General features: G+C 36.2%; 14 protein-coding genes. 9 read left to right on the plus strand and 5 right to left on the minus strand.

Annotated elements, in window-relative coordinates:
* Positions 1 to 4: 4 nt before the first annotated feature.
* A complete protein-coding gene (pheT, locus tag IGJ50_RS07650; RefSeq protein ID WP_429949738.1) occupies positions 5 to 2,428 on the plus strand; it encodes a phenylalanine--tRNA ligase subunit beta in 2,424 nt (807 codons plus the stop codon).
* An 82-nt stretch (positions 2,429 to 2,510) separates the two neighbouring features.
* Positions 2,511 to 3,931, plus strand: a protein-coding gene (locus tag IGJ50_RS07655) for an IS3 family transposase (protein ID WP_429949740.1) whose coding sequence is annotated in 2 segments (ribosomal slippage) — positions 2,511 to 2,988 and positions 2,988 to 3,931 — 1,422 coding nt in all. Because the reading frame shifts where the segments join, the coding sequence is not laid out codon by codon here.
* A gap of 100 nt (positions 3,932 to 4,031) precedes the next feature.
* Here the strand turns inward: IGJ50_RS07655 and IGJ50_RS07660 are convergent.
* Genes IGJ50_RS07660 through IGJ50_RS07675 form a run of 4 tightly spaced genes read right to left on the minus strand, consistent with a single transcriptional unit; the run spans position 4,032 to position 7,026 of the window.
* On the minus strand, positions 4,032 to 4,670 hold the full coding sequence (locus IGJ50_RS07660; protein ID WP_207120350.1) for an amino acid ABC transporter permease: 639 nt from the start codon (positions 4,668 to 4,670) through the stop codon (positions 4,032 to 4,034).
* 30 nt (positions 4,671 to 4,700) lie between these two features.
* Positions 4,701 to 5,399: an amino acid ABC transporter permease gene (locus IGJ50_RS07665; RefSeq protein WP_069640724.1), complete on the minus strand. Its 699-nt coding sequence runs from the start codon at positions 5,397 to 5,399 to the stop codon at positions 4,701 to 4,703.
* Positions 5,400 to 5,446: 47 nt separating this feature from the next.
* A complete protein-coding gene (locus IGJ50_RS07670) occupies positions 5,447 to 6,256 on the minus strand; it encodes a transporter substrate-binding domain-containing protein (RefSeq protein ID WP_069640723.1) in 810 nt (269 codons plus the stop codon).
* A gap of 41 nt (positions 6,257 to 6,297) precedes the next feature.
* Complete coding sequence (locus tag IGJ50_RS07675; RefSeq protein ID WP_069640722.1) at positions 6,298 to 7,026, minus strand: amino acid ABC transporter ATP-binding protein; 729 nt, start codon at positions 7,024 to 7,026, stop codon at positions 6,298 to 6,300.
* A gap of 459 nt (positions 7,027 to 7,485) precedes the next feature.
* On the opposite strand from IGJ50_RS07675, the gene racE reads away from it, so the two are divergent.
* The 5 genes from racE to dapD all read left to right on the plus strand — a co-directional run bounded on the left by racE (position 7,486) and on the right by dapD (position 11,875).
* Complete coding sequence (gene racE, locus IGJ50_RS07680; RefSeq protein WP_429950057.1) at positions 7,486 to 8,310, plus strand: glutamate racemase; 825 nt, start codon at positions 7,486 to 7,488, stop codon at positions 8,308 to 8,310.
* Positions 8,311 to 8,397: 87 nt separating this feature from the next.
* Entirely contained in the window at positions 8,398 to 9,747 is a 1,350-nt protein-coding gene (rph, locus tag IGJ50_RS07685) for a ribonuclease PH (RefSeq protein ID WP_069640721.1), read from the plus strand.
* A gap of 10 nt (positions 9,748 to 9,757) precedes the next feature.
* On the plus strand, positions 9,758 to 10,273 hold the full coding sequence (locus IGJ50_RS07690; protein WP_069640720.1) for a metallophosphoesterase: 516 nt from the start codon (positions 9,758 to 9,760) through the stop codon (positions 10,271 to 10,273).
* Positions 10,274 to 10,579: 306 nt separating this feature from the next.
* Positions 10,580 to 11,077, plus strand: a complete 498-nt coding sequence (gene cbpB / locus IGJ50_RS07695) for a cyclic-di-AMP-binding protein CbpB (protein WP_069640719.1) — start codon at positions 10,580 to 10,582, stop codon at positions 11,075 to 11,077.
* A 96-nt stretch (positions 11,078 to 11,173) separates the two neighbouring features.
* Positions 11,174 to 11,875 (plus strand): 2,3,4,5-tetrahydropyridine-2,6-dicarboxylate N-acetyltransferase, encoded by a 702-nt coding sequence (gene dapD / locus IGJ50_RS07700; RefSeq protein WP_429949743.1) that lies wholly within the window; start codon positions 11,174 to 11,176, stop codon positions 11,873 to 11,875.
* Positions 11,876 to 12,156: 281 nt separating this feature from the next.
* Here dapD and IGJ50_RS07705 read toward each other — a convergent pair whose 3' ends face one another.
* Complete coding sequence (locus tag IGJ50_RS07705) at positions 12,157 to 12,621, minus strand: MarR family winged helix-turn-helix transcriptional regulator (protein ID WP_429949745.1); 465 nt, start codon at positions 12,619 to 12,621, stop codon at positions 12,157 to 12,159.
* 133 nt (positions 12,622 to 12,754) lie between these two features.
* Between IGJ50_RS07705 and IGJ50_RS07710 the strand changes: the two genes are divergently transcribed.
* Both IGJ50_RS07710 and IGJ50_RS07715 read left to right on the plus strand, forming a co-directional pair.
* Positions 12,755 to 13,195 (plus strand): flavodoxin domain-containing protein, encoded by a 441-nt coding sequence (locus tag IGJ50_RS07710; RefSeq protein ID WP_429949746.1) that lies wholly within the window; start codon positions 12,755 to 12,757, stop codon positions 13,193 to 13,195.
* A gap of 112 nt (positions 13,196 to 13,307) precedes the next feature.
* Positions 13,308 to 14,435: an amidohydrolase gene (locus IGJ50_RS07715; protein ID WP_207120307.1), complete on the plus strand. Its 1,128-nt coding sequence runs from the start codon at positions 13,308 to 13,310 to the stop codon at positions 14,433 to 14,435.
* Positions 14,436 to 14,440 lie beyond the last annotated feature (5 nt).

Consider the following 14,440-nt stretch of genomic DNA (forward strand, 5'->3'; position numbering starts at 1 on the left):
GACGATGTTAGTTTCTTATAAATGGTTAAGTGAATATTTAGATCTTTCAAAAATTTCTGCAAAAGAGTTGTCCGATCAAATGTCTTTGACTGGAATAGAAGTTGAAGGTGTTGAAGTACCTGAGGAAGGCTTAAAAAAAATAGTCGTTGGTGAAGTGAAAGAATGTATTCCACATCCTAATTCAGATCATCTATCGATTTGCCAAGTAGATATTGGGGAAGAAGAGTTGTCCCAAATCGTTTGTGGTGCGCCGAATGTAAAAGCTGGTATTAAAGTAATCGTAGCCTTACCTGGCTCACGAATTACTGGAAATCAAAAAATAAAAAAAGGAAAAATGCGCGGTGAAGTTTCTAATGGCATGATTTGTTCTTTACAAGAATTGGGTTATTCTGACAGTGTGATCCCTAAGGCTTACTCTGAAGGAATTTATTATATGCCAAACGACGCTGTCAATGGTGATGCTGTCTTTTCTTATCTTGATATGGATGATTCTATCATTGAGTTATCGATCACACCAAATCGGGCTGATGCCTTAAGTATGCGTGGGGTTGCTTATGAAGTAGGCGCAATTTATCGACAAACACCTGATTTTAATGACGAGGTCTTAAAAGAAGATACTAATGAAAGTGCAGCTGATTACATTTCTGTAGAAGTAGAAGATAAAAAAGAGGTTCCCGCTTATCAAATCAGAGTGATCAAAGGGGTGAAAATTGCTGAAAGCCCTCTTTGGTTACAAACACGTTTGATGAATGAGGGGATTCGCCCAATCAATAATGTTGTTGATGTAACAAACTACATTCTGTTACTTTTTGGACAACCGTTACATGCTTTTGATTATGATAAATTAGACAGCAAAAATATCCTAGTAAGACGTGGAAAATTGGGAGAAGAACTTGTAACTTTAGATGGTGAAACAAGAAAAATCTCTGAGGAAAATATTGTCATTACCAATGGAACAGTTCCTGTTGCTTTGGCTGGCGTTATGGGTGGTGCCGATTCAGAAATTACAGAGGAGACAACAACTGTTGCTCTAGAATCAGCCTTGTTTGATTCACTAGCTGTCCGTAAAACATCGAAAAAATTTAATCTACGTAGTGAATCTTCTAGTCGTTTTGAAAAAGGAATCAATCATGCGACAATTGGAGAGGCAGGCGATGTAGCTGCTGCAATGATTGCTAAATTGGCTGGTGGAACGGTTGTTTCTGGTCGAAGTATTGGTTCTGAATTAACGGTTAAAGAGGTTGTTGTAAGTGTGACTGTGCCACGTATCAATGAATATTTAGGGACCAGTTTAGACGAAGCGGCTGTTAGCGAAATATTCGATACATTAGGGTTTACTTATACACTAGATCAAGGGAAATATACTGTAACGGTTCCGCCGAGACGCTGGGATATTACAATTGAAGCTGATTTAATCGAAGAAGTAGCAAGAATCTATGGATATGATAATTTACCCTCAACACTACCAAAAGGTGAAACTGTGGCAGGAAGTTTAACTAGTAGACAACTGTTGGTTCGAAAAATAAAAAGTTTATTAGAAGGCACAGGTGCTAGTGAGGCAATCAGCTATGCTTTGACAACAGAGAAAAAATCTCGTCAATTCATGATGAGAGAAAGTCTAACGACAAGTCTACAATGGCCAATGAGTGAAGAACGTTCAGTTTTACGAATGAATCTTATTTCAGGTTTATTAGATGATGTTGCTTATAATGTGGCGCGTAAAAATACAAATGTTGCTCTTTATGAAATTGGGCGTATTTTTTATCAAGACAACGATCCCAAGAAAGACTTACCTTATGAAGAAAACCATTTAGGGATTATTTTAACTGGAAATCGAGAAGTCAAGGATTGGGAAACGAAAGAAACTCCTGTTGATTTTTATACAATCAAAGGAATGCTGGAAGTTTTATTCGATTCTGTTGGGCTTGCAGATGAAATCTCTTATGAGGCGACAAAAGCAAACCCAGAGATGCATCCTGGAAGAACAGCGTTGATAAAACTTAATGAGACGATCATCGGGTTTGTTGGACAAGTTCATCCGACAGTTGCAAAAGAATACGAAGTACCAGAAACGTATGTTGCTGAATTGAATCTTCAGGCAATTGTTGAAGCTGAAAATGATGCATTTGTTTATCAACAAATTTCAAAATTCCCAGTAGTTTCAAGAGATATTGCCTTACTTGTAGATGAATCGGTAACAAGTCAAGAATTAATTGGAACGATTTCAAAACACGCTGGAAAATTCTTACAGACTGTCCATTTGTTTGATGTTTATCAAGGAGATAACATTGCCGAAGGGAAAAAATCAATGGCTTATAGTTTGACTTTTGTAAATCCTGAAGCGACATTAGTGGATGAAGAGATCAATCAATCGATGGAAAAAGTTGAGAAAGCCTTGGTTGAAGCATTTAACGTAATAATTAGATAACAGAAAAAGAAGCCAAACTAAAAATTGAACCGACCCCAAAAAGTTAGACCAAAAATCTAATTTTTTGGAGGTCGGTATTTTTATGTCTAAATATAGCTTTGAACTTAAACTAAAAATTGTTCAAGAATATCTGGTAGGGAAAGGAGGAATACAAGCTTTAGCAAATAAGCATGGGGTTAAAGCGGCGGAACAAGTCCATAGGTGGATCAATGCTTATCAAGAATTCGGTGAAGAAGGTCTTTTACGAAAACGTCAAAATCAGAATTATTCTGTTCAATTCAAGCTAAATGCGATAGAGTTATATCAAACAAGTGAGCTCTCCTATCGTGAAGTTGCCAATATTCTTGAAATGAATAATCCAACTCTTATTGCCAATTGGATGCGAAAATTCCGAAAAGAAGGAATCGATGGGCTCTCAAAAGAGAAAGGGCGTCTATCTACCGTGTCAAAAAAAGAAGAACAGACAAAGAAGCATTTAATGAAAGAAACGCTAGAAGAACAGAATCGCATCAAAGAATTAGAAAAGCAGGTTCGTACTCTTCAAATTGAAAATGCCTTTTTAAAAGAACTGAGGAAGCTGCGAAAACAGGAAGCTCAACAACGACGAGTGAATCAATCGCGCGAATCATCGCAAGCCTCCGAGGACAGTTCAAATTAGTTGAGCTTCTTGAAGCATTGAATTTTTCTAAATCAACCTTTATGTATTGGCAAAAACGGTTTGACCGAAAAAATCCAAATCAGGAAATTGAAACAGAGATGCTTCATATTCGTCAAAAGCATAAAGATAACGGCTGTTTACGAATAACGAACGAACTAAGGAGCCGAGGATTCCACGTGAATAAAAAGAAAGTTCAACGCTTAATTCGAAAGCTAAGGATTGAAGTCCGCTCTTATACACGGAAATCCCGTCGCTATAGCTCGTATCGTGGAAAAGTTGGAACGATTGCCAAGAACCGAATCCAACGTCGCTTTTACACGAGTGTTTGTCATCAAAAAATAACGACAGATACAACAGAATTAAAGTATTTTGATTGTGATCCCAAAGGGATCATTCGTCAAAGAAAGTTATACTTAGATCCTTTTATGGATATGTATAATAGTGAAATTCTTTCTTATCGTATCTCAGAAAAACCAAATGCACTGGCAATAATGGAAGGATTAGAAGAAGCAATCAAACTGACGAATGATTGTCCTTATCGTCGCACCTTTCACTCAGATCAAGGTTGGGCGTATCAAATGAAAGCTTACAGCTATAAACTGAAGAAACAGAACATTTTTCAAAGTATGTCTCGAAAAGGCAATTGTCTAGATAACTCAATCATGGAGAACTTCTTTAGTCTTTTAAAACAAGAAATTTATCACGGGAAAACCTATTCTAGTTTTGAAGAACTAAAAACGGCAATTGATAACTATATCTATTATTACAACAACGAACGAATGAAAAAGAAACTGAACTGGAAAAGTCCTGTACAGTTTCGAATAGCCGAAAGTAAAGCAGCTTAATAACGAATAAAAAACGGAGTAGATTTCTCTACTCCGAAAAAAGTCTAACTCTTTGGGGTCACTACAAATAGCTTGGCTTCTTTCTTTATCTATCAATTGATTAAGCCCAGTTTCGGGATAACCATCTGGAAAATTGCGAAATGGAAAAATTAATGACAAAATACATTAGAGCAACTAAACCGTAAATTGCAAAAACCTGTCCAGTTTGAGCATAACGTCCCATTAAGATATAGGATTTCCCAAATAATTCTTGCAAAGCAATAACAGAATATAAGAAGCTAGTATCTTTAATTACTGTCACAAATTGAGAAACAATTGCCGGTAACACATTTCGAATCGCTTGTGGTAAAACAATATACAGAAGAATTTGGAAATTACTAAATCCTTGCGACCGAGCAGCTTCTTTTTGTCCTTTATCAACACCATTTAAACCGCCACGAATGATTTCCGCTAATGCTGCAGTAGTGAAAACGGTGAAACTAACAATCCCTGCGGGAGTAGACTTTATTTTGAAAATCAAAAAAATAACATAAATCCACAATAAGTTAGGAATATTCCGCACGATTTCGATATATAAACTAGCTAAAAATTTTAAAGGACCTGATTTTTGATTTCTTAAAACAGCTAATACTGTTCCAAAAATTGTACTTAGAACAATTGATACAAAAGAAATATAAAGAGTAAGCTTCAAACCATCAAATAAAAAGCGCAAATTATTGCCGGTCAGAAGTTGACTCATTTGGTCTGAGAAAGACATTTTGCGAACCTCCTATCTGGTATAAGCTTTTTTATTATTTTCTTCCAATTTTCGAGCGAAGTTAGCCAAAGGAAAGCACAGGATAAAGTAAAGAAATCCTGCTACTGCAAAGGCTGGGATATAATTTAAATTAATGGAAGACCAACTATTTGCTGTAAACATCACATCTGCTCCTGAGATAATGGCCACAGTGGATGTATTTTTGATCAAGTTTACAATTTGGTTGGTCAATGGTGGTAACATGATCCGCCATGCTTGAGGTAATACAACATAACGCATTGTTTTGCCGTAAGAAAAACCTTGAGAATAAGCGGCTTCAAATTGTCCTTTAGGAACAGCGCCAATACCAGAACGCACGACCTCAGAAATATAAGCGCCATGATAAAGACCAACACAAATAATTGCAATAGTAGTCGTTGAAAAAGTCAGCATCGGACTAATTAACGGAAAGCCATAATAGACAACGATGAACTGAATTAATAAAGGGGTATTTTGAAAAAATTCCACGTAAATCCGACTAATTAAATTTAATAGTTTATTATGCATTGTTGATAAGCTACCAAAAAAGATACCTAATAGCATCGCAACGATCAATGAACCGATCGCCAATAAAATGGTGTATAGGAAAGCATCAGCAAATAATCGCCAATCTTTGAATAATGCTTCCCAGCGATAGAGTGCAAAAGGTCCTGCATTCGCTATAATGAACATATAGTTTCCTCCCAATCCTTAACAAAATAACATAGAAACGAGAAGAGTTAGTCTAGATTCCACGTTTTGTAAATTTTATCTAAAGTACCATCTTGTTTCCATTTTTCAATGGACTTGTTTAATTGCTCATTTAGTTCTGTGTTTGCCTTCTTTGTAGTAATGCCATATTCTTGAGGTGAAAAACCATCTTTAAGAATTTCTGTACTGTCATCGACATAACCAGTTAAAATCGATTTATCCACTGAAAACGCATCGATTCTTTTTGACGTTAAGGCTGTTTTTAACTCAGGATAAGAGCCTAGTTCTTGGTATTTAAACGTGACACCTAATTCTTTCGCTTGTTTTTCAATGGCTTCTTTTGTCGTTGCTGATTGAACAACGCCGATTGTTTTTCCGTCTAAACTTGCGGTATCTGTGAATTTGTCATCTTTTCGTACTAGGAAACCAACTTCATCTTTATAATATGGAGTGGTGAAATTATAGGTTTCTTTTCTTTCGTCAGTAATGGTAAATGTAGCAATGACCATATCAAGCTCGCCATTATCCAGTAAAGGACCACGAGTTTTTGCAGTTACACCGACAAACTCTACATTATCTTCACTACCAGTTAGTTCTTTTGCAATTAAGCGAGCGATGTCGGGTTCCATCCCTTCATTTTTATTCGTATCAGGATTCATATAGCCAAAATTGGGCACGTCTTCTTTAACACCAACTTTAATTACACCAGCATCTTTGATTTTTTGAAGATCAGTTCCAGAAGCTGTCGTTTTTTTGTCTTCACTACCACCACAGCCGACGATTAAACCGAGTAACAAAGCAAGGGATAAAGCACCTAATAATTTTTTTGTTTTTTTCATTTAAAATTCCTCCTCAGTAATGTTTTGTTCTATTTAAAAAATCAATTATGGATAATCTTACTTAAAAACTCTTTAGCGCGTTCATTTTTAGTATTGGTAAAGAAATGTTCGGGAGTTCCCGTTTCAATGATTTGCCCATCATCCATAAAAATAACTTTGTCAGCTACTTGACGTGCGAAACCCATTTCGTGAGTAACGCAAATCATCGTAATGTTTTGTTTGGACAAATCGACCATCACGTCTAATACTTCTTGAATCATTTCTGGATCAAGTGCTGAGGTGGGTTCGTCAAAAAGAATGATTTCTGGATGCATATTCAAAGCTCTTGCAATCGCCACGCGTTGTTGTTGGCCACCTGATAATTGAGCAGGATAGGCATTTGCTTTGTCAGCTAAACCGACTCGTTCTAAGTATTCCATACCTGTTTTGGTTGCTTCTTCTTTACTGACTCCTTTGACCTTTATGGGTGCAAGAGTCAAATTTTGAATGATTGTTTTGTGTGCGTATAAATTGAAACTTTGAAAAACCATAGCAACTTTCTGCCTAACTTTTTGGACGGGGGCTTTGGGTTCGGTAATATCGATACCGTCTACCAATATGTGGCCGTCACTGACCTTTTCTAAACGATTGATACAGCGGATCAAAGTGCTTTTACCGGAACCGGAAGGTCCGATGATTACAATCTTTTCTCCTTCGTTGACGTTTAAGGAAACATCTTTTAATACATGATGATCCCCAAAAAACTTATTAACATGGTCCAACGAAATCATAGTCATTCTCCTTTATGTATAAAATTATCACATCATATTCAATGAATGTAGATTGGTGAGTAGGTGGAAGGATAGATCAAAAATTAAAAAATCACTAGCATTGATTTAAACTGAGAAAATAGAAAGAGTCTTTTTAAGAAATTATACATATATATATAATAACCTTTAATAGCAATATCATTCCATTTCACATTGTCTTTTTATAAAAACAGTTTTCTTTTATATTTAATCTATTCATCATAAATCTATTCGTTTGTTAATGTTAGAAATTATAACATATGAAAAAAGAGAATACTAGTTTTTTTTTAGCAAGGAGCAAAAAAGCACAATAATAGAGGTTCTAACATAAGAAAACTTTTAACAAAAAATGTTATAATAGAAGAAGTACGACAATAAAACTTGAAATAAAGTAGTAAAAAGTAGAAAATAAGAGTGTTGAAAAAATACTGTAAAGGTTTGATTGATTTGAGTAATCATGAAGCAATAGGTTTTATAGATTCCGGAGTCGGTGGACTTACGGTGATAAAAGAGGCATTAAGGCAATTGCCGAACGAACGATTGATTTATCTTGGGGATACAGCAAGATGTCCCTATGGACCAAGACCAGGTGAACAAGTCATTCAATTTACATGGGAGATGACTCACTTTCTTTTAGAAAAAAATATTAAAATGTTAGTAATCGCTTGTAATACAGCGACAGCTGTTGCGTTAGATGAAATCAAAGCAAAATTAGATATTCCTGTAGTGGGTGTCATTTTACCAGGGACTAGAGCGGCTTTAAAAGCTACGGAAAATAATCGGATTGGTGTCATCGGAACAGCAGGGACGATTAAGAGTCATGCATATGAAGCGGCACTCAAAAGAAAAGCCCCAAACACAATTATAACAAGCTTAGCTTGTCCTAAATTTGTTCCGATCGTTGAAAGTAATGAGTCACATTCGTCTGTGGCAAAAAAAGTTGTATCGGAAACCTTAGGTCAGCTTCAATTGAAGAAATTAGATACATTGATTTTAGGCTGTACCCACTATCCGATACTACGACCGTTGATTCAAAATGTAATGGGAAGTAAAGTAAAATTAATTGACTCTGGTGCTGAAACAGTAAGTGAAGTTAGTATGTTATTAGATTATTTTGACATTGCAAATAGTCCGCAATTCAAAAATGAACCAAACGAATTTTTTACAACAGGATCAGCAAAAATGTTTAAGGCAATAGCAGATGATTGGTTAAAACAAGAAGCAATCAATGTTCAACAAATTAAACTATCTCCTTTTGAGGATTAATAGGATGAAAATAAATGTTCCTGTTTTTATTTTCAGAACAATACCAGACAAAGTCATACATTTTTTCAAATTTAGGAGGCGTTATGCATGATCAGACACGACGGAAGACAAGCAAAAGAATTAAGAAAAATCACAATAGAAACAAATGTTTATAAGCACCCGGAAGGCTCGGTTGTTATATCTTTTGGGGACACCAAGGTGATTTGCTCTGCAACTGTAGAAGAAAAGGTTCCGCCCTTTCTAAGAGGTGAAGGGACAGGTTGGGTGACTGCGGAATATAGTATGTTGCCAAGAGCTACGAATACGCGTAATATCCGAGAAAGTGCAAAAGGAAAACTAACTGGTCGGACAATGGAAATTCAACGATTGATTGGCCGTTCTTTAAGAGCTGTGATTGATTTGCAAAAGCTAGGAGAACGAAGTATCGTAGTCGATTGTGACGTTGTTCAAGCTGATGGAGGAACACGAACAGCAAGCATAACAGGCGCTTTTGTAGCAATGAAACTCGCCGTAGATAAGCTATTAAATACAGGGGTCTTGCAAGAGAATCCCATCAAAGAATATCTAGCTGCTGTAAGTGCAGGTATTCTAAATGAGGGAAATTGTGTGCTTGATCTGGATTATGTAGAAGACTCTGCTGCGGCAGTGGATATGAATTTAGTGATGACTGAATCGGGTAATTTTGTTGAGGTTCAAGGAACTGGAGAAGAGTCAACTTTTTCTGGTGATGAGCTAAATTCATTATTATTCTATGGGAAAACAGGAATCGAACATTTAATTTCCTATCAAAAAGAAGCCCTGATGAGCCAATCGCCTGAAATAACGAATGGTACAGAAGAAAACACCATTGTTATAGCCACAAGAAATCCAGGCAAAGCAAAAGAATTTACGAAAATTTTTGCTGAAAAGGGCTATCAGGTTAAAACTTTGTTGGATTATCCCAAACTTCCGGATGTAGAGGAAACTGGCAAAACCTTTGAAGAAAATGCTCGCCTAAAGGCTGAGACGATTGCAGCTATCTTAAAACAACCTGTTTTAGCCGATGATTCTGGTTTGATTGTTGATGCTTTAGATGGTATGCCAGGAATATTTTCAGCTCGTTTTGCAGGTGAACCAACGAATAACGCTGCAAATAATGCTAAACTGCTGCATGAATTGACAGGTATCCCGCAGGACAAACGAACGGCAACATTCCATTGTACCCTAGTTTTTGCGGCGCCTAACAAAGAAAGTTTAGTTGTTGAAGGGGACTGGTCTGGGGAAATAGGGACGATTCCTCGTGGTGAGCACGGGTTTGGTTATGATCCCTTATTTTTCATTCCGGAAGAAAAACAAACAGCTGCTGAACTATCAGATAAGCGTAAAAATGAAATCAGTCATCGCGGGAAAGCAGTTGCAAAATTGAGAAAAGAATGGAAAAATTGGTTGGAGAATTAGGAGGTCTTGGATGAAATATCTAGTTGTAAGTGATAATCATGGTGATCGTGATATTTTAGTTGATTTAGTAAAAAACTATCAAGGAAAAGTAGATAAAATGTTTCACTGCGGTGATTCAGAATTGGAACCTACTGATGAACTATGGAAAGACTTCATTGTTGTAAAGGGAAATTGTGATTATGATCCTGAGTTTCCAGATTCAATCGTAGAACGTACTGGATTGGACATTATTTTTATGACCCATGGCCATTTGGCGAATGTTCGCTCTGGATTGACTTCTCTTGCTTTACAAGCTGAAAAGCATGGGGCAAATATAGTATTATTTGGTCATACACATGAAATTGGCTGTGAAATTCGAGCAAATGTATTGTATTTGAATCCAGGCAGCATCAGCCAACCTAGAGGGATGATTCAATTGAAATCTTATGCGATCATTGAAAGTACAGAAAATCAGTTGATTATTCAATATTATGGTCGAAATCACGAGCCATATAATGACTTACATTTTGTATTTACTAAATCATAGTTTCAAAAGTTTTTTTAAAGAGAGTTTAGACTAAAACCCGCGCAATGCAAAAATGCATTACGTGGGTTTTAGAAGATTGCTGGAAATTCTGCTTCTTATTTGAAATACGCATAATATTGGACTAACTCAAAGAGTTATAGGCCAACCAATTTTTAGATAATGTTGTTAAAAACTAAGTGTGAAGAAACTAAGGTCAAACCTTAATTTTTTTTAAGAGTTATGAAAAAAGTTTGAATTCCAAGACATTTGCATTCGTTTTCGGTACAATGGTTAATGTGGCAAAGAAAATGAAATGGAGGCACTCCAATGATTGGAACTGCTGTAAAAGAATTATTATTAGAAAAAGAAAATACCTTTTTGATCCCTGCGGAAAATGTTGCAAACGTCATGTGTTTGAATCCGCTAAGTCACGCTCTATTGGTATTATCTCAAGTGAAATATTCAAAAATCCCTGTTTTAGATAAAGGCGATCGTTTTGTGGGATTGATCAGTTTATCTGATGTTGTGGATAAAATGTTTGATATCACATCGGTTGATTTCGATAAATTAAAAGATTTTACAGTGGCTGATGTTATGGAAGTCAACGTCCCGATCATCGGGGAAGAATGGGAATTGGAAGATGTTCTACATTTGCTTGTAGATGCTGCGTTTCTGCCTGTTGTAGATGATAATCAATGTTTTAAAGGAATCATCACGCGCAAAGAATTATTAAAAGCGATTAATCACATGGCTCATGAATTAGAAAGAAAAAATATCATCTTACCAAAATCAGATGATGAATCTATAGAAATGAAAGTGATCTAAATATTGATAAATAACTATTCACTTTTCTTTGATTTTTTGATAAGCTAATACCTTATAAGTAGCACCATTGTTACTTAATTTGAAGGGAGTTATGTTATGGACGCATATGAAATCATTAACTATATTGGAAACGCAGAGAAAAAAACACCAGTAAAGGTCACGTTAAAAGGCAAGCTCAAGGAAGTAACATTTCCAGAAGAGATTCAAGCATTTACTAATTGTAAAACGGGCACTTTGTTTGGTGAATGGAAGATAATCAAAGAATTTTTGGAAGAGAATAAGGACAATATCATAGATTACGTGATTGAAAACGATTCGCGTAACTCTGCTATTCCAATGTTAGATATTAAAGAGGTCAATGCACGGATTGAACCCGGCGCCATTATCAGAGATCAAGTAGAAATTGGTGACAATGCTGTAATCATGATGGGTTCTGTGATCAATATCGGTGCAGTGATAGGCGAAGGAACGATGATCGATATGGGGGCTATCTTAGGTGGACGTGCCACCGTTGGGAAAAACTGTCATATTGGTGCAGGAACTGTCCTAGCTGGTGTGATCGAACCGCCTAGTGCAGAGCCAGTTATCATCGAAGACAATGTTTTGATTGGTGCGAATGCTGTTGTATTAGAAGGTATTCGTGTTGGTGAAGGCGCAGTTGTTGCAGCTGGTGCCATTGTAGTTGATGATGTTGCACCTTATACGGTTGTAGCTGGTGTGCCAGCTAAAAAAATCAAAGATATCGATGCTAAGACGAAAAGTAAAACGAATATGATGGAAGAATTACGCAAATTATAGTAATAAACCACAGCTTTTTGCTTAAATGGTTAAAGAATGAACTAGATACCACGTAAATGCTCAAACCCCAGAAACATGGAGGAAGACTTCTACTTCTGCTGTTTAAACGAATTTTAAGTGAGTGAGATATGACTCGAAGAGTTATGTCCCCCTCACTTTATTTTTATCTAAAATAGCAACTGTTACTAGCATAGGTAAGCGAAGAGAAACAACAATAAAAACGTTGCTTTAACATAAAAAGTTTGATACGTCCTTTAGTAGCTTGTAGGTCCAATGATCAATCACTTTTGTTGTAGCTGACTATCTAATACTGAGATTGCTTTTGATAAAAATTCATTCATTAATTGCAACTCTTTTTCGGAGTACTCATGAGCTAGATTTCTCATAGCACTATCCAAAGGCTGGTAAGCTTTTTTTATTTCCTCTTTATCTTCATATGTAGGTACAATAATGACTCGTCTTCGATCATTAGGGTCCTTTTTTCGCTGGGCATAACCTATTTTTTCCAATCGGTCGATTAAAGCCGTGATAGTTCCAGTAGATAAGCCAGTTTTTTCAGCTAGTTCACCAGCTGTCATAGGACCTGATTCATTTAATAAGTCAATTGAAATGTAATCATTTGTGGGGATTCCTAAAGACTGAATGATAGCTTGTTGATGTAAAATAGAACGTGAACCGAAACCTCGTAATAAAGAGGTAAGTTGGTTGATAGCATCAGTATTTTTTGAAATTTCATTGTTTGACAAATTAGATTCCTCGCTTTACGCTTAATATATCTCGTTAAACGAGATTCTTTTTAATCGAAATATATTTTAATATTTTTATCATAACAAACAGAGTATTTTGTGTAAAGCAAAGGAAGAATCGAGGATAGAATATATGAAATTATTGATTGTATATGGAACAAAATCGGGTGCGTCTAAAGAATGTGCTTATTTTTTAAGTACGGAGTTAAGTGGAGCCACTCTTTTAGATATCGAGCAACAGCAACCAAATATAGCTGAATTTAGTCATGTTATTATTGGCGCTGGTGTCCGAAACGATAAAATGTATAAACCAATCAGAGATTTCTTGAAGAAGAATCAAATTGAGTTGTTGTCTAAAACGGTTGCATGTTACTTATGTAATTCAAAACCAAAAACAACAGAACAAGTAATTGTTGATAGTATTCCAAAAGCTGTTAGAGAAGCATCGATTGAAATCACTTCTTTTGGTGGATATAAACCGTCATGGGTTCCAATCAGTGAGGAAAATAAACTAAAAGGAATCGATTTAGAAAAAATAAGTGAATTTGCTAAAAATTTTATCGAGTACATATAAATTTTTGGGAAAATAGTGCAAAATTGTGAAATTTATTATAAAGAAGGATTGACAGAAACCTGTTTTTATTCAACAATAAGTCATAGAGAAATAGAAATGAGGCAGATAAGTAGTGATTCAAGAACAATTGATCAAGATTCGTAGACAGCTGCATCAAATACCAGAAATCGGCTTAGAAGAAGTAAAGACACAACAATTTTTGCTAAGAATCATTTCATCAATTGAGAAAGACTTTATCGAAGTGAAAACATGGCAAACTGGAATTTTAGTATTTGTGCATGGAACTGCACCAACTAAAACAATTGGATGGCGTGCAGATATTGATGGCTTACCAATAACAGAAGAAGTTGTCTCTGATTTTCAATCTATACATGTAGGATCGATGCATGCATGTGGGCATGATTTTCATATGACAATCGGTTTGGGATTGTTGGAGCAGCTAACGATGAATCAGCCAAAAAATAATTATCTATTCCTTTTTCAGCCAGCAGAAGAAAATGAAGCTGGAGGTATGCTAATGTATGAGGCTGGCGCATTTGGTTCTTGGTTACCAGATGAGTTTTATGGACTTCATGTCAACCCTGATTTGCCAGTAGGAAAGATTACAACGAAAGTCGGTACACTCTTTGCCGCAACTTGCGAGGTTCAAGTTACTTTAACTGGAAAAGGTGGCCACGCAGCATTCCCTCAGGCATCAAATGACATGATCATAGCAGGGATGAGTTTCGTGCAACAAGCACAAACAATTGTCAGCCGAAATGTCAACCCCATCGAAGGTGCAGTAGTCACTTTTGGGACGTTCAATGCAGGAACTGCGACAAATGTGATTGCTGGAAAAGCGACGATTTCTGGTACGATTCGAACGTTGACAGATGCGATGAATCAGCTGACTCAAATTAGAATCAGGGAAATCGGTGCAGGGATCGCTAAATCTTTTAATTGTGAAGTAGCTGTTTCTTTAGAGCAAAAAGGATATCTGCCGGTAATCAACGACCAGCAGACAACAGAAAACTTCATGTCCTATATGGAAAATGAGCCAGATGTTTTATTTGAAGTGGCAGAAGTAGCCATGACAGGTGAAGATTTTGGGTATTTATTATCTAAGGTTCCAGGAACGATGTTTTGGTTGGGAGTCGATAGTCCTTATGGGTTACATTCGGCAAAATTCGATCCAAAAGAAGAAGCAATTCCATTTGCAGTCACGCATATCAGTAAATTTCTGAAATCATTGGATAAGTAACTGAT

The organism is Enterococcus sp. AZ101 (genome assembly GCF_050499005.1).
GTDB lineage: Bacteria > Bacillota > Bacilli > Lactobacillales > Enterococcaceae > Enterococcus_L > Enterococcus_L ureilyticus.

What these genes read in the sequence shown, in the direction of transcription:
- pheT (WP_429949738.1), top strand. Translation starts at nt 5, where the DNA reads ATGTTAGTTTCTTATAAATGGTTAAGTGAATATTTAGATCTTTCAAAA.
- IGJ50_RS07660 (WP_207120350.1), bottom strand. Translation starts at nt 4,670, where the DNA reads ATGAGTCAACTTCTGACCGGCAATAATTTGCGCTTTTTATTTGATGGT.
- IGJ50_RS07665 (WP_069640724.1), bottom strand. Translation starts at nt 5,399, where the DNA reads ATGTTCATTATAGCGAATGCAGGACCTTTTGCACTCTATCGCTGGGAA.
- IGJ50_RS07670 (WP_069640723.1), bottom strand. Translation starts at nt 6,256, where the DNA reads ATGAAAAAAACAAAAAAATTATTAGGTGCTTTATCCCTTGCTTTGTTA.
- IGJ50_RS07675 (WP_069640722.1), bottom strand. Translation starts at nt 7,026, where the DNA reads ATGATTTCGTTGGACCATGTTAATAAGTTTTTTGGGGATCATCATGTA.
- rph (WP_069640721.1), top strand. Translation starts at nt 8,398, where the DNA reads ATGATCAGACACGACGGAAGACAAGCAAAAGAATTAAGAAAAATCACA.
- IGJ50_RS07690 (WP_069640720.1), top strand. Translation starts at nt 9,758, where the DNA reads ATGAAATATCTAGTTGTAAGTGATAATCATGGTGATCGTGATATTTTA.
- cbpB (WP_069640719.1), top strand. Translation starts at nt 10,580, where the DNA reads ATGATTGGAACTGCTGTAAAAGAATTATTATTAGAAAAAGAAAATACC.
- dapD (WP_429949743.1), top strand. Translation starts at nt 11,174, where the DNA reads ATGGACGCATATGAAATCATTAACTATATTGGAAACGCAGAGAAAAAA.
- IGJ50_RS07710 (WP_429949746.1), top strand. Translation starts at nt 12,755, where the DNA reads ATGAAATTATTGATTGTATATGGAACAAAATCGGGTGCGTCTAAAGAA.